At 69.7% G+C, this 19,615-nt stretch carries 19 protein-coding genes and 1 riboswitch; of the genes, 14 read left to right on the forward strand and 5 right to left on the reverse strand.

Translation table 11 applies throughout. The features are described 5' to 3' along the window. Positions 1-35: 35 nt before the first annotated feature. Positions 36-245 (reverse strand): hypothetical protein, encoded by a 210-nt coding sequence (locus ACF1AL_RS10320; protein ID WP_366836002.1) that lies wholly within the window; start codon positions 243-245, stop codon positions 36-38. Positions 246-374: 129 nt separating this feature from the next. Between ACF1AL_RS10320 and ACF1AL_RS10325 the strand changes: the two genes are divergently transcribed. Then, positions 375-1,349, forward strand: coding sequence for a carbohydrate kinase family protein (locus ACF1AL_RS10325; protein ID WP_384211283.1), 975 nt, complete (start codon positions 375-377; stop codon positions 1,347-1,349). A gap of 9 nt (positions 1,350-1,358) precedes the next feature. Here ACF1AL_RS10325 and ACF1AL_RS10330 read toward each other — a convergent pair whose 3' ends face one another. Beyond that, positions 1,359-2,741 carry a cysteine desulfurase/sulfurtransferase TusA family protein gene (locus ACF1AL_RS10330; protein WP_391778828.1) on the reverse strand — a complete coding sequence of 461 codons (1,383 nt, stop codon included), beginning with the start codon at positions 2,739-2,741 and terminating at the stop codon, positions 1,359-1,361. A 259-nt stretch (positions 2,742-3,000) separates the two neighbouring features. Between ACF1AL_RS10330 and coxB the strand changes: the two genes are divergently transcribed. The 4 genes from coxB to ACF1AL_RS10350 all read left to right on the forward strand — a co-directional run bounded on the left by coxB (position 3,001) and on the right by ACF1AL_RS10350 (position 7,503). Further along, complete coding sequence (gene coxB, locus ACF1AL_RS10335) at positions 3,001-3,960, forward strand: cytochrome c oxidase subunit II (RefSeq protein WP_391697658.1); 960 nt, start codon at positions 3,001-3,003, stop codon at positions 3,958-3,960. Continuing rightward, a complete protein-coding gene (gene ctaD, locus ACF1AL_RS10340) occupies positions 3,957-5,696 on the forward strand; it encodes a cytochrome c oxidase subunit I (protein WP_391697655.1) in 1,740 nt (579 codons plus the stop codon). The genes coxB and ctaD overlap by 4 nt, the downstream gene beginning before the upstream one ends. Beyond that, a complete protein-coding gene (locus ACF1AL_RS10345) occupies positions 5,693-6,091 on the forward strand; it encodes a cytochrome c oxidase subunit 4 (protein ID WP_391697652.1) in 399 nt (132 codons plus the stop codon). Before ctaD ends, ACF1AL_RS10345 begins: the two co-directional genes overlap by 4 nt. A 152-nt stretch (positions 6,092-6,243) precedes the next feature. Next, positions 6,244-7,503, forward strand: a complete 1,260-nt coding sequence (locus ACF1AL_RS10350) for an Ig-like domain-containing protein (RefSeq protein ID WP_366835995.1) — start codon at positions 6,244-6,246, stop codon at positions 7,501-7,503. A 154-nt stretch (positions 7,504-7,657) separates the two neighbouring features. Here the strand turns inward: ACF1AL_RS10350 and ACF1AL_RS10355 are convergent, their stop codons facing one another. Further along, positions 7,658-8,059 (reverse strand): hypothetical protein, encoded by a 402-nt coding sequence (locus ACF1AL_RS10355; RefSeq protein ID WP_366835994.1) that lies wholly within the window; start codon positions 8,057-8,059, stop codon positions 7,658-7,660. A 178-nt stretch (positions 8,060-8,237) separates the two neighbouring features. Between ACF1AL_RS10355 and ACF1AL_RS10360 the strand changes: the two genes are divergently transcribed. The 6 genes from ACF1AL_RS10360 to ACF1AL_RS10385 all read left to right on the forward strand — a co-directional run bounded on the left by ACF1AL_RS10360 (position 8,238) and on the right by ACF1AL_RS10385 (position 15,458). Next, on the forward strand, positions 8,238-8,858 hold the full coding sequence (locus ACF1AL_RS10360; RefSeq protein ID WP_366835993.1) for a heme-copper oxidase subunit III: 621 nt from the start codon (positions 8,238-8,240) through the stop codon (positions 8,856-8,858). Between the two features lie 78 nt (positions 8,859-8,936). Next, positions 8,937-9,749 (forward strand): c-type cytochrome, encoded by an 813-nt coding sequence (locus tag ACF1AL_RS10365; protein ID WP_366835992.1) that lies wholly within the window; start codon positions 8,937-8,939, stop codon positions 9,747-9,749. Beyond that, positions 9,746-10,801, forward strand: a complete 1,056-nt coding sequence (locus ACF1AL_RS10370) for a Rieske 2Fe-2S domain-containing protein (RefSeq protein WP_366835990.1) — start codon at positions 9,746-9,748, stop codon at positions 10,799-10,801. The genes ACF1AL_RS10365 and ACF1AL_RS10370 overlap by 4 nt, the downstream gene beginning before the upstream one ends. After that, on the forward strand, positions 10,798-12,435 hold the full coding sequence (locus tag ACF1AL_RS10375) for a cytochrome bc complex cytochrome b subunit (RefSeq protein ID WP_391697647.1): 1,638 nt from the start codon (positions 10,798-10,800) through the stop codon (positions 12,433-12,435). The genes ACF1AL_RS10370 and ACF1AL_RS10375 overlap by 4 nt, the downstream gene beginning before the upstream one ends. 214 nt (positions 12,436-12,649) lie before the next feature. Next, positions 12,650-13,714, forward strand: coding sequence for an anthranilate phosphoribosyltransferase (gene trpD / locus ACF1AL_RS10380; RefSeq protein ID WP_391697644.1), 1,065 nt, complete (start codon positions 12,650-12,652; stop codon positions 13,712-13,714). A 74-nt stretch (positions 13,715-13,788) separates the two neighbouring features. After that, positions 13,789-13,906, forward strand: a riboswitch (SAM riboswitch). Between the two features lie 190 nt (positions 13,907-14,096). Further along, the gene (locus tag ACF1AL_RS10385; protein ID WP_391778825.1) at positions 14,097-15,458 is read left to right on the forward strand and encodes an aminotransferase class V-fold PLP-dependent enzyme; all 1,362 of its coding nucleotides are present in this window, start codon (positions 14,097-14,099) and stop codon (positions 15,456-15,458) included. Positions 15,459-15,494: 36 nt separating this feature from the next. Here the strand turns inward: ACF1AL_RS10385 and ACF1AL_RS10390 are convergent, their stop codons facing one another. Beyond that, positions 15,495-15,776, reverse strand: coding sequence for an Lrp/AsnC family transcriptional regulator (locus tag ACF1AL_RS10390; protein WP_103782644.1), 282 nt, complete (start codon positions 15,774-15,776; stop codon positions 15,495-15,497). Continuing rightward, positions 15,773-16,516: a rhomboid family intramembrane serine protease gene (locus ACF1AL_RS10395; protein ID WP_391778824.1), complete on the reverse strand. Its 744-nt coding sequence runs from the start codon at positions 16,514-16,516 to the stop codon at positions 15,773-15,775. Before ACF1AL_RS10395 ends, ACF1AL_RS10390 begins: the two co-directional genes overlap by 4 nt. A gap of 156 nt (positions 16,517-16,672) precedes the next feature. Here ACF1AL_RS10395 and ACF1AL_RS10400 point away from each other — a divergent pair, with 156 nt between their 5' ends. From ACF1AL_RS10400 to ACF1AL_RS10410, 3 genes are all read left to right on the forward strand, one after another. Beyond that, the gene (locus ACF1AL_RS10400; protein WP_366835985.1) at positions 16,673-16,912 is read left to right on the forward strand and encodes a hypothetical protein; all 240 of its coding nucleotides are present in this window, start codon (positions 16,673-16,675) and stop codon (positions 16,910-16,912) included. Positions 16,913-16,970: 58 nt separating this feature from the next. Further along, positions 16,971-18,314 (forward strand): NYN domain-containing protein, encoded by a 1,344-nt coding sequence (locus ACF1AL_RS10405; RefSeq protein ID WP_384211311.1) that lies wholly within the window; start codon positions 16,971-16,973, stop codon positions 18,312-18,314. Positions 18,315-18,524: 210 nt separating this feature from the next. Further along, positions 18,525-19,559, forward strand: coding sequence for an NlpC/P60 family protein (locus ACF1AL_RS10410; protein WP_366836101.1), 1,035 nt, complete (start codon positions 18,525-18,527; stop codon positions 19,557-19,559). The last annotated feature ends 56 nt before the right edge of the window (positions 19,560-19,615 follow it).

Genomic DNA, 19,615 nt, shown 5'->3' on the forward strand with positions numbered 1-19,615 from the left:
CGTACGCCGGAGGGGTCGGCTGTGCCCCGGACGGCTCAGTCGCCGTACTCCGACATCGCCTCCAGCAGCCGGGCGGAGGTGTCCGGAACCGTGACGCCGTGGATGTGCGACGGCGGCACCGGACGGGACGCGGCCCGCTCGGGCGCCGCCCAGTGCGGAGCCATCCGCGCACCGTCACCGATCAGCGCGGCCAGGCCGCCCTCGGGGTCGGTCCGCACGGTCGGGGGGTACTCGAGGTTCGTCATAACGGCACGTTAGGCACCGCCCGGCCCGCCGGGAAAGATCTACTATCGGGTAGTTTCCTCCGCTACTGAGGATCCCCGCGACCGGGTAGCGTGAACTGTCAATCCCCTCCACACAGGAGCGTCCACGCCGTGCGCATCGCAGTCACCGGCTCCATCGCCACCGACCACCTCATGACCTTCCCCGGTCGCTTCGCCGACCAGTTCGTCGCGGACCAGCTGCACACGGTCTCGCTGTCGTTCCTGGTCGACCAGCTGGACGTACGGCGCGGCGGGGTGGGCGCGAACATCGCCTTCGGCATGGGCCAGCTCGGCACCCGGCCCGTCCTCGTCGGCGCCGCCGGCTCCGACTTCGCCGAGTACCGGGCCTGGCTGGACCGGCACGGCGTCGACACCGGCTCCGTCCGCATCTCCGAGACCCTGCACACCGCCCGCTTCGTGTGCACCACCGACGCCGACCACAACCAAATCGGCTCCTTCTACACCGGCGCCATGAGCGAGGCCCGCCTCATCGAGCTCAAGACCGTCGCCGACCGCGTCGGCGGCCTCGACCTGGTCCTGATCGGCGCCGACGACCCGGAGGCGATGCTCCGCCACACCGAGGAGTGCCGCTCCCGGAACATCCCCTTCGCCGCCGACTTCTCCCAGCAGATCGCCCGGATGAACGGCGACGAGATCCGGATACTGCTGGACGGCGCCACGTACCTGTTCTCCAACGAGTACGAGAAGGGCCTGATCGAGACCAAGACCGGCTGGAGCGACGCCGAGATCCTCTCCCGCGTCGGCCACCGCGTCACCACGCTCGGCGCGCGCGGCGTGCGCATCGAGAAGGCCGGCGAGTCCGCGATCGAGGTCGGCTGCCCCGAGGAGGAGCGCAAGGCCGACCCGACCGGCGTCGGCGACGCCTTCCGGGCCGGCTTCCTCTCCGGCCTGGCCTGGGGCGTCTCCCTGGAGCGCGCCGCGCAGATCGGCTGCATGCTCGCCACCCTCGTCATCGAGACGGTCGGCACCCAGGAGTACCAGCTGCGCCGCGGCCACTTCATGGAGCGGTTCACCAAGGCCTACGGCGACGAGGCCGCCTCCGAGGTGCAGAAGCACCTGGCCTGAGGGCCGCCCTCAGCTCACCCGGCGGACCAGGTACGCGGTGCCCCGGTCCGCCGGCTCCTCACCGGCGTACTCCTGCCCCCGCATCTCGCACCACGCCGGGATGTCCAGCCGGGCCGCCTCGTCGTCGGACAGGACGCGCACCGTGCCGCCCACCGGCACGGTGCCGATGACCTTCGCCAGCTCGATCACCGGCAGGGGGCAGCGCTTGCCGAGGGCGTCCACGACCAGTTCGCCGCCGGCCACGGCCGTCGCGGCGGCCGGCGCGGGCGCCCCCAGGTGCTCGCGCACGCCGGCCACCACGCCCGGCAGCACCTCCAGAAAGCGGTCGACGTCCTCCCCGGGGGTGCCCGGCGGCAGCGACACGCGCACATTGCCCTCGCTCAGCACGCCCATCGCCTTGAGCACATGGCTCGGCGTCAGCGTGCTCGACGTACAGGACGAACCGGACGAGACGGAGAAACCCTCCCGGTCCAGGGCGTGCAGCAGCGCCTCCCCGTCGACATAGAGACAGGAGAAGGTGACGATGTGCGGCAGCCGCCGCTCGGCGTCGCCGACCACCTCCACGTCCGGCACCAGCCGCGGCACCGCCGCCCGGATCCGGCCCGTCAGCTCCCGCAGCCGTACCGCCTCCTGGGCCGCCTCGGCCCGCACCGCCCGCAGGGAGGCGACGGCCGCCACGATCGCCGGGATGTTCTCGAAGCCGGCCGCCCGGCCCGACTCCCGCTCGTCCACCGGCCCTTGCGCCGCGAACCGCACCCCCTTGCGCACGGCGAGCAGTCCCACCCCGGACGGCCCGCCCCACTTGTGCGCGCTCGCCGCCAGCAGCGACCAGTCGCCCTCGACGGGCCCCCAGCCCAGCGACTGCGCCGCGTCCACCAGCAGCGGCACCCCGGCCGCCCGGCACGCCTCGGCCACCTCCGCCACCGGCTGCACCGTGCCCACCTCGTGGTTGGCGGACTGCAGACACGCCAGCGCCGTGTCCTCGCGCAGCGCCGCCGCGTACGCCGAAGGGTCCACCCGCCCGCCCCGGTCCACGGCCACCTCGGTCACCGCACCGCCGCCGGCCTGGTGCGCCTCGGCCGAATGGAGGACAGAGGAGTGTTCGACGGCGGACACGATCAGGTGACGCCCCACGCGCCGCCGCCCGGCCAGCGCCCCCGCCACACCGGTGTGCACGGCCCGGGTCCCCGACGAGGTGAACACCAGTTCGTCGGCCCGGCACCCCACGGCCTCGGCCGCCGCCTCCCGCGAGGCGTCCAGCAGCATCCGCGCCTTGCGCCCTTCCCTGTACAACCGCGCAGGATCAGCCCACCCCTCGTCCAAAGAGGCCAACAACGCCTGACGTGCAACGGGGTGGAGGGGGGTGGCGGAAGCAGCGTCAAAGTAGCCCATACGGCAACGCTAGACCGCCGGTGAAGCAGCCAGCCCCAAGGGGCGCGGGGAACTGCGCGACCAGCCACAACGAACCCGCAGCCGCCAATCCAGCGAACCACCCGAGTTACTAGGCACCCCTCCCCGCGAACCCTCGGAGAGCGTCGGCTAGGGTTTGGTCCGCATAAACATCCAAACCCCTGCCCGACGCAGGGCGGCGACCGACCAGCGAGAAGGCCGCAGCCGAACCGCGCGGGCGAGACTCTCGGGAAGGCGCTACGTGAGTCCCAACGGCTCCGACCGCTCGCCGCGGCGCCCGATGCGGCGGAAGCTGCTGCAGGCACTGACCGCGGGCCTGGTCCTGGCGACCGCAACCGGTTGCACATACAAGGACTTCCCCCGCCTTGGTATGCCCACCCCGACCACGGAAGAGGCTCCGCGGATCCTCTCCCTGTGGCAGGGCTCCTGGGCTGCCGCGCTCGCCGTTGGCGTGCTGGTGTGGGGTCTGATTCTGTGGAGTGCTTTCTTCCACCGGCGCAGCCGCACCAAGGTCGAGGTTCCTCCGCAGACCCGGTACAACCTCCCCATCGAGGCCCTGTACACGGTCGTTCCGATCCTCATCGTCTCGGTGCTGTTCTACTTCACCGCTCGCGACGAGTCGAAGCTGCTCAGCCTCGACAAGAAGCCGGACGTCACGGTCAACGTGGTCGGCTTCCAGTGGAGCTGGTGCTTCAACTACATCGAGAACGTCCCCGGTTCCACCGGTGACGCCAAGACCGCCCCGGAACTGAACGCGATCCCGGAGCGGTTCACCAAGGCGTACCCGGCCAACGCCGGCGGCGTCTACGACTGCGGCACCCCGGCCACCCGGAACCCGCAGAACGGCAACCCCGGTCCGACGCTCTGGCTCCCCAAGGGCCAGACGGTCCGCTTCATCCTCACCTCGCGTGACGTCATCCACTCGTTCTGGGTGCTGCCGTTCCTGATGAAGCAGGACGTCATCCCGGGCCACACCAACTCGTTCCAGGTGACTCCCAACGCGGAGGGCACCTTCCGGGGCAAGTGCGCCGAGCTGTGCGGCGTCGACCACTCCCGGATGCTGTTCAACGTGAAGGTCGTCTCCCCCGAGCGCTACGAGCAGCACCTGAAGGACCTCGTCAAGAAGGGGCAGACCGGTTACGTTCCCGCCGGCATCGCGCAGACGGGGCACGAGAAGAACCGGGAGTCGAACGTCCTGTGAGCATCGTCAACGAACCTCAGGGTGCCTCGGCGGCTGACAAGCCGTACTACGAGGACGAGCTGCCGGTGCGGCGCAAGCAGCCCGGCAATGTCGTGGTCAAGTGGCTCACCACCACCGACCACAAGACCATCGGAACGCTCTACCTGGTCACGTCGTTCGCGTTCTTCTGCATCGGTGGCGTCATGGCGCTGTTCATGCGCGCCGAGCTGGCCCGTCCGGGTCTGCAGATCATGTCGAACGAGCAGTTCAACCAGGCGTTCACGATGCACGGCACGATCATGCTGCTGATGTTCGCGACGCCGCTGTTCGCGGGCTTCGCGAACTGGATCATGCCGCTGCAGATCGGTGCCCCCGACGTCGCCTTCCCGCGGCTGAACATGTTCGCCTACTGGCTGTACCTGTTCGGCTCGACGATCGCCGTGGGTGGCTTCCTCACCCCGCAGGGCGCCGCCGACTTCGGCTGGTTCGCCTACTCCCCGCTGTCGGACGCGGTCCGCTCGCCGGGCATCGGCGCCGACATGTGGATCATGGGTCTGGCCTTCTCCGGCTTCGGCACCATCCTCGGCTCGGTCAACTTCATCACCACGATCATCTGCATGCGCGCTCCGGGCATGACGATGTTCCGCATGCCGATCTTCGTGTGGAACGTGCTGCTGACCGGTGTCCTGGTCCTGCTGGCCTTCCCGGTCCTCGCGGCCGCGCTGTTCGCCCTGGAGGCGGACCGCAAGTTCGGTGCCCACGTCTTCGACGCCACCAACGGCGGCGCACTGCTGTGGCAACACCTCTTCTGGTTCTTCGGCCACCCAGAGGTGTACATCATCGCCCTGCCGTTCTTCGGCATCATCTCCGAGGTCATCCCGGTCTTCTCCCGCAAGCCGATGTTCGGCTACATGGGTCTGATCGCGGCCACCATCGCGATCGCCGGTCTGTCCGTGACGGTGTGGGCGCACCACATGTACGTCACCGGCGGTGTGCTGCTGCCGTTCTTCTCCTTCATGACCTTCCTGATCGCGGTCCCGACCGGTGTGAAGTTCTTCAACTGGATCGGCACGATGTGGAAGGGCAGCCTGTCCTTCGAAACCCCGATGCTGTGGGCGACCGGCTTCCTGATCACCTTCACCTTCGGTGGTCTGACCGGTGTCATCCTGGCCTCGCCGCCGATGGACTTCCACATCTCGGACTCGTACTTCGTGGTGGCGCACTTCCACTACGTGGTGTTCGGCACCGTCGTCTTCGCGATGTTCTCCGGCTTCCACTTCTGGTGGCCGAAGTTCACCGGCAAGATGCTCGACGAGCGCCTGGGCAAGATCACCTTCTGGCTGCTGTTCGTCGGCTTCCACGGCACCTTCCTGGTGCAGCACTGGCTGGGCGCCGAGGGCATGCCGCGTCGTTACGCCGACTACCTGGCGGCGGACGGCTTCACCGCCCTGAACACGATCTCGACCATCGCGTCCTTCGTGCTCGGCCTGTCGATCCTGCCGTTCTTCTACAACGTGTGGAAGACGGCCAAGTACGGCAAGCCGGTCGGCGTCGACGACCCGTGGGGCTACGGCCGCTCCCTGGAGTGGGCGACCTCCTGCCCGCCGCCGCGCCACAACTTCCTCACCCTGCCGCGGATCCGCAGCGAATCCCCGGCGTTCGACCTGCACCACCCGGAGATCGCCGAGCTCGACCAGCTGGCGCACGCCGGCCACGGTGAGAAGGCCATCGCGGGCGGCAAGGAGGCCGGCAAGTGAAGATCCAGGGCAAGATGTTCATCTGGCTGAGCGTCTTCATCCTCGTCATGGCGTGTGTCTATGGCGTGTGGTCGAAGGAGCCGGCCGGTACCACCGCTCTCTTCCTGGCCTTCGGCCTGTCCATCATGATCGGCTTCTACCTCGGCTTCACGGCCAAGCGGGTGGACACCGGTGCGCAGGACAACAAGGAGGCCGATGTCGCGGACGACGCCGGCGAGCTGGGCTTCTTCAGCCCGCACAGCTGGCAGCCGCTCGCCCTGGGCGTCGGCGGCGCGATCGCGTTCCTCGGTGTCGCGGTCGGCTGGTGGCTGCTGTACTTCGCGGCCCCGATCATCCTGATCGGCATCTGGGGCTGGGTCTTCGAGTACTACCGCGGTGAGAACCGCACCCAGTAACACGCGCCGAGCGCCGATGAGCCCGGACACTCCTCACGGAGCGTCCGGGCTCACGCGTTCGCGGGGGCCCGGTTACCCGTTCGCCGTAATCGCCGTCACCCGGACGGCTGACTGCGCGCGCCGCCCTTGACGAAGCTTCCTAGCGTGAAGCCATGAGCACGCCTATCCGTCCCCGCACAGCCGTCGGCTGCACGCTGCTGGTGATCGCCCTGAGTGCGGCCGCCACCGCCTGCGGCTCGGACGGCAACCCGCTCGCCGACCGTCCCTACGACGCGGCCGACCAGATCGCCTTCAACGGTCCCTCCGGGGACGGCGAGAAGGCCGACCCCGACAAGCCTCTGGAGATCACCGCGGAGGACGACGACCGCATCACGGACGTCACCGCCGTGGACGCCACAGGACGCTTCGTGGCGGGCGAACTCTCCGCCGACGGCTCCCGCTGGCACAGCACCGAGCCGCTGGCCGCAGGCGCCCACTACACGGTCCGGGTGAGCACCGAGGACGACGACGGCGCCCCCGGGCGCAAGGTCCTCACCTTCGACACCGGCAAGCCCACGGCGAAGAAGACGCTCACGGTGAAGTTCGGCCCCAAGTCCGGCACCTACGGCGTGGGCCAGCCCGTCACCGCGGAGCTGAGCCAGCCCATCAAGGACAAGAACCAGCGGGCCGTCGTCGAGCGCGCCCTGAAGGTGACCTCCACGCCCGCCGTGCAGGGCTCCTGGTACTGGGTCGACGACAAGCAGCTGCACTACCGGCCCGAGGAGTACTGGCCCGCCCACGCCACCATCGAGGTGCGCAGCAACCTGGACGGCATCAAGATCGGCGACCGCCTCTGGGGCGGCAAGTCCCCTGCCGTGAAGCTCACCACGGGCGACAAGGTCGTCGCCGTCACGGACGCCGCCGCCCACACGCTGACGTACTACAAGAACGATGAGGAGGTCGAACAGTTCCCGGTCACCACGGGCAAGCCGGGCTTCGACACCCGCAACGGCGTCAAGGTGGTCCTGGGCAAGGAGTACTTCGTACGGATGCGCGGCACCACCATCGGCATCGCCGAGGGCAGCGCCGACTCCTACGACCTGCCGGTCTACTACGCCACCCGGGTGACCTGGAGCGGAGAGTACGTCCACGCCGCCCCCTGGTCCGTGGGCTCCCAGGGCTCCGCCAACGTCTCCCACGGCTGCACCGGCATGAGCACCGCCAACGCCGAGTGGTTCTTCGACCACGTCCGTGAGGGCGACGTCGTTCAGGTCGTGAACTCCGAGGGCGAGACGATGGAGCCCTTCGGCAACGGCTTCGGCGACTGGAACCTGGACTGGAAGAAGTGGCGCGCCGGCAGCGCCGTCACCGGCGCCAAGACCAACACGACGAGCACCCAGGACCAGGCCCGGCTCAGCCCGCAGAGTCTCTAGACCCGCAGAGTCTCCAGACGCGCAGAGTCTTCAGACCCGCAGGCGGCGGACCCGGGGAGGGAGGCCGCACCCCGTGGGGGTGCGGCCGGCCACCACGGGCCCGCGGCCGCCCCACAGCCGGGGCGGCAGCAGCCCCTCAGGCGGGGCAGGGGCCTCAGGCGCTCTGCAGCCGCTCCTGGCGCAGCAGGGACGCCAGCGCCGAGGCGAACTCCACCGGGTCCACCGGGAGCGTCACCGCGGCGTCCGCGCGGCTCCACGTGGCCAGCCAGGCGTCCTGGGGCCGTCCGATGAGCAGCAGCACGGGCGGGCAGCGGAAGATCTCGTCCTTGATCTGCCGGCACATCCCCATGCCGCCCATCGGCACCGCCTCGCCGTCCAGCACACAGACGTCGATGCCGCCCTTGTCCAGCTCCCGCAGGACCGCCTCGGGCGTCGCGCACTCCACGAACTCCACCACCGGGGCGTCCGGCGCCGGCCGCCGTCCGGTCGCGAGCCGTACCTGCTCCCGCGTGTTGGAGTCGTCGCTGTAGACCAGCACCGTGGCGGTCGGCCGCATGGTTCCTCCGAGACGTCAGCGTCGTAGAGACAAGCCCGTTGCGCCGGATGCTACTCCCTCGGGCAGTCCGTCAACACCTGTGGGAACACCTCTGCGATGGGCCATACGGGCCCTACACACGCTGGGAACACTCCGAACGGCACCCCCCGGAGTGAGGGCGGGATAAGCGACCGACATAATGTCGGTCGTGGCGACAGCAACGACAGTAGAAACCGGGCACGCGCACCCGTCGGTCAATCGGCCGAACCTCACCAGCGTCGGAACCATCATCTGGTTGAGTTCCGAGCTGATGTTCTTCGCGGCCCTCTTCGCGATGTACTTCACCCTGCGTTCGGTGACGGGTGCCGAGCACTGGAAGGAGATGGCGCACGCCCTGAACGTGCCCTTCTCCGCGACGAACACCACGATCCTGGTGCTCTCCTCGCTCACCTGCCAGCTCGGCGTGTTCGCGGCCGAGCGCGGTGACGTGAAGAAGCTCCGGGGCTGGTTCATCGTCACCTTCATCATGGGTGCGATCTTCATCGGCGGTCAGATCTACGAGTACACCGAGCTGGTGAAGAAGGACGGCATCTCGCTGTCCTCGGACCCGTACGGCTCGGTCTTCTACCTGACCACCGGCTTCCACGGCCTGCACGTGACAGGCGGTCTCATCGCCTTCCTGCTGGTCCTCGGCCGCACCTACGCGGCGAAGAGGTTCACGCACGAGCAGGCGACCGCCGCCATCGTCGTGTCCTACTACTGGCACTTCGTCGATGTCGTCTGGATCGGCCTCTTCGCCACGATCTACCTGATCAAGTAGTCGGAGAAGATCCCACGCGCGTTCCCGCAACGCACACCAGAAGCATCGACGCAGAAGATCCTGACACCGGGGTAATCCGTGAAAAAGCTTTCCGCACGACGACGCCATCCGCTGGCGGCGGTCGTCGTCCTACTCCTCGCGCTGGCGGCCACGGGGGGTCTGTACGCCGCGTTCGCGCCCGCGGGCAAGGCGCAGGCCGATGAAACCTCCCAGTCCCTCGCCATCGACGAGGGCAAGAAGCTCTACACCGTGGGCTGCGCCAGCTGCCACGGCACCGGCGGTCAGGGCACCTCCGACGGTCCGAGCCTGGTCGGCGTGGGCGCCGCGGCGGTCGACTTCCAGGTGGGCACCGGCCGTATGCCGGCCTCCACCTCGCAGATGGCCCAGATCCCGCGGAAGAAGAACATCTACACGCAGGCCCAGATCGACCAGCTCGCGGCCTACGTCGCCTCGCTCGGTGCCGGCCCGGCCGTCCCGACGAAGCAGCAGTACGGCCCGGAGGGCGCGGACATCGCCAAGGGTGGCGAGCTGTTCCGCACCAACTGCGCGCAGTGCCACAACTTCACCGGCAAGGGCGGCGCGCTGACCAACGGCAAGTACGCCCCGACGCTCGAGGGTGTGGACCCGAAGCACATCTACGAGGCCATGCAGACGGGCCCGCAGAACATGCCGTCGTTCCCCGACACCACCCTGTCGGAGCAGAACAAGAAGGACATCATCGCGTACCTGCACGCGGTCAACGGCAGTGAGACGGAGAACCCGGGCGGTCTGGAGCTGGGCGGCCTCGGGCCGGTCAGTGAGGGTCTGTTCGCCTGGATCTTCGGTCTCGGTGCCCTGATCGCGGTCGCCGTCTGGGTCGCCGCTCGGACCGCAAAGGCCAAGAAGTCATGAGTAGCCAAGACATTCCAGAAGAGAACCTGCCCGCTGAGCAGGAGCACGCGCACGGCGCGGTGGGCGTCGCGGACGACAACCCGTTCGCCGACCCGGGCCTGCCGCCCCACGAGCACCGGATCCAGGACATCGACGAGCGGGCCGCCAAGCGGTCCGAGCGCGTGGTGGCCCTGCTGTTCACGGTGTCGATGCTGGCCACCATCGGCTTCATCGTCTCGTACGTGACCATCCCCCACGAGAAGTCGATCTTCGTCTTCCCGATCGGTCACCTCAGCGCGCTGAACTTCGCGCTCGGTCTGACCCTCGGCACGGCGCTGTTCTGCATCGGCGCGGGCGCGGTCCACTGGGCCCGCACCCTGATGTCCGACGTGGAGGTCGCCGACGAGCGTCACCCGATCGAGGCCTCCCCGGAGGTCCGGGCCAAGGTCCACGCGGACTTCCGCCAGGGCGCCAAGGAGTCGGCCCTCGGCCGGCGCAAGCTGATCCGCAACACGATGGTCGGCGCCCTCACCCTGGTGCCGCTGTCCGGTCTGTTCCTGCTGCGCGACCTCGGTCCGCTGCCCGGGACGAAGCTGCGTCACACGCTGTGGTCCAAGGGCAAGCTGCTCGTCAACATGAACACGAACGAGCCGCTGCGTCCCGAGGACGTCGCCGTCGGCTCGCTCACCTTCGCCAAGCCCGAGGGCCTGGAGGAGCACGACGAGGACTTCCAGACCGAGATCGCCAAGGCGGCCCTGATGATCGTCCGGCTCCAGCCGGACAACATCAAGGACAAGCGCGAGCTGGAGTGGTCGCACGAAGGCATCGTGGCGTACTCCAAGATCTGCACCCACGTCGGTTGCCCCATCTCGCTGTACGAGCAGCAGACGCACCACGTGCTGTGCCCCTGCCACCAGTCCACCTTCGACCTCTCCGACGGTGCCCGCGTGATCTTCGGTCCCGCCGGTCACGCCCTGCCGCAGCTGCGCATCGGCGTGAACGACGAGGGCTACCTCGAGGCGCTCGGCGACTTCGAAGAGCCCGTCGGTCCTGCTTTCTGGGAGCGCGGATGAGTACTGCAGCGAACCAAGCACCCCGCTCTCGCGGGAAGGCACCGGCCGGCGAACGCGTCGCCGACTGGGCCGACGGCCGGCTGGGGATCTACTCCCTCGCCAAGGCGAACATGCGCAAGATCTTCCCCGACCACTGGTCGTTCATGTTGGGCGAAGTGTGCATGTACAGCTTCCTCATCATCATCCTGACGGGTGTCTATCTGACGCTGTTCTTCCACCCGTCGATGAACGAGGTGGAGTACCACGGCAGCTACGTCCCGCTGCAGGGACAGATGATGTCCGAGGCGTTCAAGTCGACCCTGCACATCTCCTTCGACGTGCGCGGTGGCCTGCTCATCCGGCAGATCCACCACTGGGCCGCGCTGATCTTCCTCGCGGGCATGTTCGTGCACATGATGCGCGTGTTCTTCACCGGCGCGTTCCGCAAGCCGCGTGAGATCAACTGGCTGTTCGGCTTCCTGCTGTTCGTCCTGGGCATGTTCACCGGCTTCACCGGTTACTCGCTCCCGGACGACCTGCTCTCCGGCACCGGTGTCCGCTTCATGGAGGGCGCGATCCTGTCCGTGCCGATCGTCGGCACGTACCTGTCGTTCTTCCTCTTCGGCGGCGAGTTCCCGGGCGGCGACTTCGTGGCCCGCTTCTACTCGATCCACATCCTGCTGCTGCCGGGCATCATGCTGGGCCTGATGGTGGCCCACCTGATCCTGGTCTTCTACCACAAGCACACGCAGTTCGCGGGTCCCGGCAAGTCGAACAAGAACGTCGTCGGCATGCCGCTGCTGCCGGTGTACATGGCGAAGGCGGGCGGCTTCTTCTTCCTGGTCTTCGGTGTCATCGCGGTCATCGCGGCGATCGCGCAGATCAACCCGATCTGGGCGATGGGCCCCTACCGGCCGGACCAGGTGTCCACCGGCGCCCAGCCCGACTGGTACATGGGCTTCGCCGAGGGTCTGATCCGCTTCATGCCGGGCTGGGAGGTCAACTTCTGGGGTCACACGCTGGTCCTCGGCGTGTTCATCCCGCTGGTGCTCTTCCCGCTGGTCCTGGCGCTGATCGCGGTCTACCCGTTCATCGAGTCCTGGATCACCGGCGACAAGCGCGAGCACCACATCCTGGACCGTCCGCGCAACGCCCCGACGCGCACCGCGTTCGGTGTCGCCTGGATCACCGTCTACATGATCACGCTGGTCGGCGGTGGCAACGACCTGTGGGCCACCCACTTCCACCTGTCGATCAACGCGGTCACCTGGTTCGTCCGGATCGGCTTCTTCGTCGGCCCGGTGCTGGCCTTCATCCTCACCAAGCGCATCTGCCTCGGCCTGCAGCGCCGGGACAAGGAGAAGGTGCTGCACGGTCGCGAGACCGGCACCATCAAGCGCCTGCCGCACGGTGAGTTCATCGAGGTCCACGAGCCGCTCAGCCAGGAGGCGCTGCACACCCTCACGGCGCACGAGCAGTACAAGCCGGCCGAGATCGGCCCCACGGTCGACGAGAACGGTGTCGAGCGCAAGGTGAAGGCCTCCGAGAAGCTGCGCGCGAAGCTCAGCGAGGCCTACTTCGGCGAGGAGTCGCAGATTCCGAAGCCGACCGTCGAGGAGTACCGGGAGATCACGAGCGGCCACGGCCACCACTGATCACCGCCAGCTGTGCCACGGTCGAAGGGCCCCGTCCGGTTTTCCGGGCGGGGCCCTTCGCCGTGCCCCCTCGACGCCTTGCGCCCGGGCCCGGGGCGCTCCCCGGGCCCACCGGGGCGCCCGTGTCCCGGTGTGCGGACGCGCGGCTTCGGCGGGTGCCGGGGTCGATAGGGTGGAGGCGTCCAAGGACAGTGACGACGACCAGGAGCGGCTGATGAGCGCTGTGACCCCCGCTGGAGGCGACACCGCGGCGGGCCGTTCCTGGCCCCGCGTGCTGAACGGGCTGCTGGAGGGCCGCGACCAGAGCGCCGAGGACACCGCCTGGGCGATGGACCAGATCATGCGCGGCGAGGCCACCGACGCGCAGATCGCCGGGTTCGCGGTGGCGCTGCGCGCCAAGGGCGAGACGGTCCAGGAGATCACCGGCCTGGTCCGCGCGATGTACGACCACGCCAACGTCATCGAGGTGCCCGGGCAGACCGTGGACATCGTCGGCACGGGCGGCGACGGCGCCAAGACGGTGAACATCTCCACCATGTCCTCGATCGTGGTCGCCGGCACCGGCGCGAAGGTCGTCAAGCACGGCAACCGGGCCGCCTCCTCGGCCTCGGGCGCCTCGGACGTGCTGGAGAAGCTGGGCGTCAACCTCAACCTGCCGCTGCACCGAGTGCCGGAGGTGGCCGAGGAGGCCGGGATCACCTTCTGCTTCGCGGTGAAGTTCCACCCGGCGCTGCGTCATGTGGCCGCAGCCCGCGGCCAGTTGGGCATCCGCACCACGTTCAACGTGCTGGGCCCGCTGACCAACCCGGCGAAGGTGCGCGCGCAGGCGGTCGGTGTCGCCGACGCCCGGATGGCCCCGATCGTGGCCGGCGTCTTCGCCGAGCGCGGCAACTCCTCCCTGGTCTTCCGAGGCGACGACGGTCTGGACGAGCTGACCATCACCTCCACGTCCCGGGTGTGGATCGTCCGCGACGGCAAGGTCACCGAGGAGACCTTCGACCCGCGCGAGGTCGGCATCGAGCTCGCCCCGGTTGAGTCCCTGCGCGGCGCCGACGCCTCCTACAACGCCGAGGTCGCCCGGCGCGTCCTGGACGGCGAGCAGGGGCCCGTGCGCGACGCCGTCGTGCTGAACTCGGCGGCCGCCCTGGTCGCCCTGCACCCGAGTGACGCGCCGCTGACCGAGCAGATCCGCGCCGCCATGGCGAAGGCGGCCGAGTCCATCGACTCCGGCGCCGCCAAGCACACCCTCGACCGCTGGGTGGCGGCGAGCAACGCATAGCGGCGAGGTGACGTGGTCCCGCCATCCGGACACGGGTTGCGAGGCCACGATCACTTCGGTTACGTTCCTGTCCAGGTCATGAGTGACAGTCATGAGGCCCCGGCCGACTGTCCGGCAACCCTCCGTCCGTGGCGGGGTGCCCCGGGTGAAGACCAGGTCGTACGGCAGCAAGGCCTACGGCAAGCGCGGACCCCTCGCGAAACCAGGGGTCCTGGGTCGTTCGAGGGAGTGCCTTCCGTGAGCAAGCGAATGCGTTAGGGCCGCAGAGCCCCGCCTCCGCATCCCCTTTCTTCCTTCACCACCCGCTGGTGGCCGTACGGGTCGCGTCTGCCCCCGTGCCGGCTCGCGGGCGGATTCCACCTGCCTTCACGGGAGTTGCTCCATGTCCGTCTCCACCGCTGCCGCCGACCAGTCCGTTTGTGCCCCGCTGCCCGTTCTGGGCCGGGATGTCACCGTCCCGCTCGTGACCGGCGGCGAGGTCACCTACGCGGCGCTCGACTACGCCGCCAGCGCCCCCGCCCTGCAGCGCGTCTGGGACGACGTGGCGGCCTACGCCCCGTACTACGGCAGCGTGCACCGCGGCGCCGGGTACCTCTCCCAGCTGTCCACCGACCTGTTCGAGAACGCCCGCCGGACGGTCGCGGAGTTCCTCGACTGCCGCGAGGCCGACCAGGTCGTCTTCACCCGCTCCACGACGGACTCGCTGAACCTGCTGGCCCGGGCCATCCCGGCCGACTGCCGGGTCTTCGTCTTCGAGACCGAGCACCACGCCTCGCTGCTGCCCTGGCAGCACGCCCAGGTCACCTACCTCGACGCCCCGCGCACCCCGCGGCAGGCCGTCGAGACCCTGGAGCGCGCCCTCGCCGACCGCGACCCCCACGGCCCCGCCCTGGTCTGCGTCACCGGCGCCTCCAACGTCACCGGCGAGCTGTGGCCGGTGCGCGAGCTGGCCGCCGCCGCGCACGCCCACGGCGCCCGGATCGTCCTGGACGCCGCCCAGCTGGCCCCGCACCACCCGGTGAGCGTGCGCGACCTCGACGTCGACTGGGTCGCCTTCTCCGGCCACAAGCTGTACGCGCCCTTCGGCTCCGGCGTCCTCGCCGGCCGCGCCGACTGGCTCCAGGCCGCCGAGCCCTACCTGGCCGGCGGCGGCGCCAGCCGCAAGGTCGCCCGCCGCGAGGACGGGGGAGTGGACGTGGAGTGGCACGACAGCGCCGCCCGCCACGAGGCCGGCTCCCCGAACGTGATCGGCGCCTACTCCATCGCCTCCGCCTGCAAGGCGCTCACCGAGGCCGGCTGGGACACCCTGGTCGCCCGCGAGCGGCACCTGATCACCAGGGTCCGTGAGGGCCTGGCCGACGTGCCCGAGGTCAGGATCCTCTCCCTCTTCGGCGACGACGCCCCCCGGGTCGGCGTGATCTCCTTCGTCGTCGAGGGCTGGAACAGCTCCCACTTCGCCGCCGCCCTCTCCGCGGAGTACGGCATCGGTGTCCGCGACGGCCTCTTCTGCGCCCACCCGCTGGTGCGCACCCTGCTCGGCAGCGACCCCCAGACCCAGGGCGAGTGCGGCGCCCCCGAGGCGGCCCCGGGCGAGAAGTCCCTGAACGCCATCCGGGTCAGCTTCGGCGCCGGCACCCCCGACGAGCACGTGGAGCGCTTCGTCACGGCGGTGCGGGAACTGGTCACCCAGGGCGCGAAGTGGACGTACCGGACGGAGGACGGCCGCTGCGTGCCGGCGGTGTGAGGTGCCGTGACGCCCGGTGAGGCGGTGTCCGCCCGGTCAGGAGTCCAGACCGATGGCGAACGCCGCCTCCAGGTCGTGCTGGGAGTAGGTACGGAAGGCGACGTGCGTGTCGGTGGCCTCCACACCCGGGATCTTGCTGATCCGCCCCGGGATGACCTCCGCCAGGTCCTCGTGCTGCCGCACCCGCACCATGGCGATCAGGTCGTAGGTGCCCGTCACGGAGAAGACCTCGCTCACGCTCTCCAGCGAGGCGATCTGCTCGGCGATCTCGGGGATCCGGTCCACGCTGGTCTTGATGAGGACGATCGCGGTGATCACGGCTGGTTCTCTCCCTCGGGAGCCGGAGCAGGGGCGGCTTTCACTCTAGTGGCACGGCGGAAGACGCCCCACGCGACCAGGAACCCCAGCCCGAAGCCGATCAGGTGCGCCAGATAGGCCACCCCCGGCCCCTGCGCGGCGTGCCCCGCCGCCAGCCACTGCAGCGCCGCCCAGAACGGCAGCACGACCCACGCCGGGAAGCGCAGCGGCAGGAAGAACAGGAACGGCAGGAGACTGGTCACCCGGGCCCGGGGGAAGAGGTAGAGGAACGCGCCGAGAACCGCCGAGATCGCTCCGGAGGCGCCGACCAGCGACTGCTCGGAGCCGGCGTGCGCGACGGCGTAGCCCAGCAGGGCCAGGGCGCCGCAGCCGGCGTAGAACAGCAGGTACCGGCCGCGGCCCATCCGCTCCTCGGTCATCGCTCCGAAGACGTGGAGGAAGAGCATGTTGCCGAGCAGATGCACCCAGCTGCCGTGGACGAACAGAGCCGTCAGGGGCGTCAGGGCCGCGCCGGGGGCGCCGCTGAACAGCTCGGCCGGGACCACGCCCCAGCGGCGGAAGTACGCCCGCTGGGTGGTCAGCAGCTCGTCGCCGTGGCCGTACGCCGGGTTCAGCCCCGCGGCCGGCCCGAGCAGGAAGACCAGGCAGCACAGGACGATCAGTGCGTTCGTCACCGGTGCCGAGGTGTGCCGCAGGGTCCTGCTCGCCGTACCGACCGTGGTCGCCCAGTTGCCGATCATGGCTACAGAGCATGACGTAACCGGACGCATCCGCCCAGACCGCCTCGCCGCCGTGGACGGACCAGCGGCGAGTGACCGCCAGGCCGTAGGGTTACGAGCCACACGCACCGGGGAGCCCGGTGCGTCACGGACACTGGAAGAAAGCGAACAGTCACGATGACGGTTCCCCTGCCGACCGCCACGACGCGGTGGCGCTGCACGCTCTGCGGCAACCTCACCCGCTTCGACGTGACCCGCTCGTCGAAGGTGGTCGAGTACGTCCATCTCGATCTGGCGGGCGAGCCGAAGGTCGAGGAGCGCGAGGTCCTCAGTGAGACCATCGAGTCGGTGCGCTGCCGCTGGTGCAACGCCGTGGACCAGGTGGAGCTCGTCGAGCGGCCGGCTCCGGAGTCCTGAGCGGCGCACCCGCTCACGGCCGGCAGGGAAAGACGTACGACAGCTACAGGGGTGACGGATGGCGGAGACCACGGGCGGGGGGCCGGGCGACGGCGCCGCCGAGGTGCTCGACCGTCCGCTGCCCGACGGCGTGCGCCGCAGGGTCGTCCAGATCGTCGCGGACGGCTTCGGCGGGCTCACCGTCGGCGAACTGCCCGCACAGCTTCGGCAGTACGCCCGGTTCGCACCGAACCGGCGGGCCAAGTTCGCCGGGAACGCGATGGCGGCGGCACTGGAGACCGATCCGCTGTTCCGCCAGCGGATCGGGGAGAAGTTCAGAGAGGCGCAGCCGGAACTCTCCGGCGCCCTGGACTCCGGCACGCCGCCCCCGGCCGCGGACCCGCTCGACGTGGCGGCCGCGGCCTACGTACTGCGGCCCTCCGGCTGGGTGAAGCTGGTCACCGCGGCCGGCGAGGAGGCACAGCGCGCCGACGCCGAGCGCGCCGGCGAGGAGAGCCGCGCCGAGCTGGAGCGGCTGCGCGAGCAGCTGGCGCAGATGCGCGAGCAGACCCGCGGCGAGACGGACCGGCTGCGCGCCGAGCTGGACCAGGCCAAGAGGGAAGCGGAATCGCTTCACCGCAAGCTGCGCGCCGCGCTCAGCGACGTCAAGCGCGGCGAGGCGGCCCTGCGCAAGGTCCAGGCGGAGGCCGAGGCCGCGCGCGCCGAGGGGCAGGCGCAGCTGTCCGCGGCGGAGAGCGAGTCACGCCGGCTCAAGGCGCGCCTGAGCGAGGCGGAGGCGGCCCTGGAGGCCACCCGCCGCGCCGCGCGCGAGGGCCGCAGCGTGGAGGACATGCGGGTCCGGCTGCTGCTGGACACCCTGCTGGACGCCACCCAGGGGCTGCGGCGCGAACTCGCCCTGCCGCCGGTGTCCGTGCGCCCGGCCGAGACCGTGGACGCCGTGGAGCCGGGCCGGATGACGCCGAAGGACATCGCGGCGCGCGCCCTGTCCGAGAACGACCCGGCGATCCTCGACCAGCTGCTCGCGCTGCCGCAGGCGCACCTGGTCGTCGACGGCTACAACGTCACCAAGACCGGCTATCCGCAGATGCCGCTGGAGAAGCAGCGCCTGCGGCTGCTCGGGCAGCTCTCCGCGCTCGCCGCGCAGACCGGCGCGGAGGTCACCTGTGTCTTCGACGGGGCCGAGCTGGCCGCGCCGGTGCTGCTGGCGCCGCCGCGCGGGGTGCGGGTGCTGTTCTCCAAGCCGGGCGTCACGGCCGACGAGCTGATCCGTCAGCTGGTGCGCGCCGAGCCGCCGGGCCGGCCGGTCATCGTCGCCTCCACCGACCGGGAGGTGGCCGACGGCGTCGCGCGGGCCGGTGCCCGTCCGGTCGCTTCTGCGGTACTCCTCAAGCGACTGTCCTAGAAGGTGAACGCACGGGCCCAATGCCCGAATTGAGGTGCGGCGCGCTCAACGGACGGTCAATCCCGCGTCACCCCTGGTGAGTTGTGTGCAAAGAATGCACGGTGGGGCGGGATTTTTTTCTGTGAGGATTTGAATGATCACAAGAAGGTCACTAGGGTCTGCCTTCGAACCTCCGAACGGGTGATTACTCACAAGAAGGAGTTCGCCTCCGTGGCGTCCCACCGTCGACCCAAGCAGCCGAGCCGTGCACGTGTGACCGTGCTGACCACCGCAGCCGCCGCTGCCGTCGCCATCAGTGCGCAGGCGGCCAATGCCGCGCCCAGCGAGAAGCCGAGCAAGGACGAGGTCAAGGCCAAGGTCGACAAGCTCTACGAGGAGGCCGAGCAGGCCACCGAGAAGTACAACGGCGCCAAGGAGAAGCAGGAGAGCCTCCAGAAGGAGATCTCCACCATCCAGGACAACGTGGCCCGCGGCCAGGAGGAGCTCAACGAGCTCCGCGACGGCATCGGCCAGGCCGCCGCCGCCCAGTACCGCACCGGCACCATCGACTCCTCGGTGCAGCTGTTCCTCTCCGCCGACCCGGACTCCTACCTCGACAAGGCCTCCACGCTCGACCAGTTGAGCGGCCAGCAGGTCGAGGCGCTGAGGAAGATCCAGGAAAAGCAGCGCCAGCTCGCCCAGGAGCGCTCCGAGGCCGCCGCGAAGCTCAAGGACCTCGCCGCCACCCGGACCGAACTGGGCAAGAAGAAGAAGGAAGTCCAGGGCAAGCTCGCCGAGGCGCAGAAGCTGCTCAACTCCCTGACGGCCGCCGAGAAGGCCGCCCTCGCCGCCGAGGACGCCCGCGCCAGCCGCTCCGCGAGCGACCGCGTCGACCTCGGCAACTCCAAGGCCGCCTCCGGCCGGGCCGCCGCCGCCTTCTCCGCCGCCCAGTCCAAGCTCGGCTCGCCGTACGTCTACGGCGCCTCCGGCCCGTCCTCCTTCGACTGCTCGGGCCTGACCTCCTGGGCCTACGCCCAGGCCGGCGTCTCCATCCCGCGCACCTCGCAGGCCCAGGCCAACGCCGGTACGCGCATCTACTCCATGAGCCAGCTCCAGGTCGGCGACCTGGTGCTCTTCTACGGCGACCTGCACCACGTCGGCCTGTACGCGGGCAACGGCCAGGTGCTGCACGCCCCGCGCACCGGCACCGTCGTGCGCTACGAGTCCATCAACAACATGCCGTTCCAGTTCGGCGTGCGGATCTGACGCCGGGCGGCGTCCCGCTCACCACAAGATCAACACGCCGTGACGCCCGAACGGGC

Origin of the sequence: Streptomyces sp. NPDC014801 (assembly GCF_043082085.1) — a bacterium.
Classification (GTDB): Bacteria; Actinomycetota; Actinomycetes; order Streptomycetales; family Streptomycetaceae; genus Streptomyces.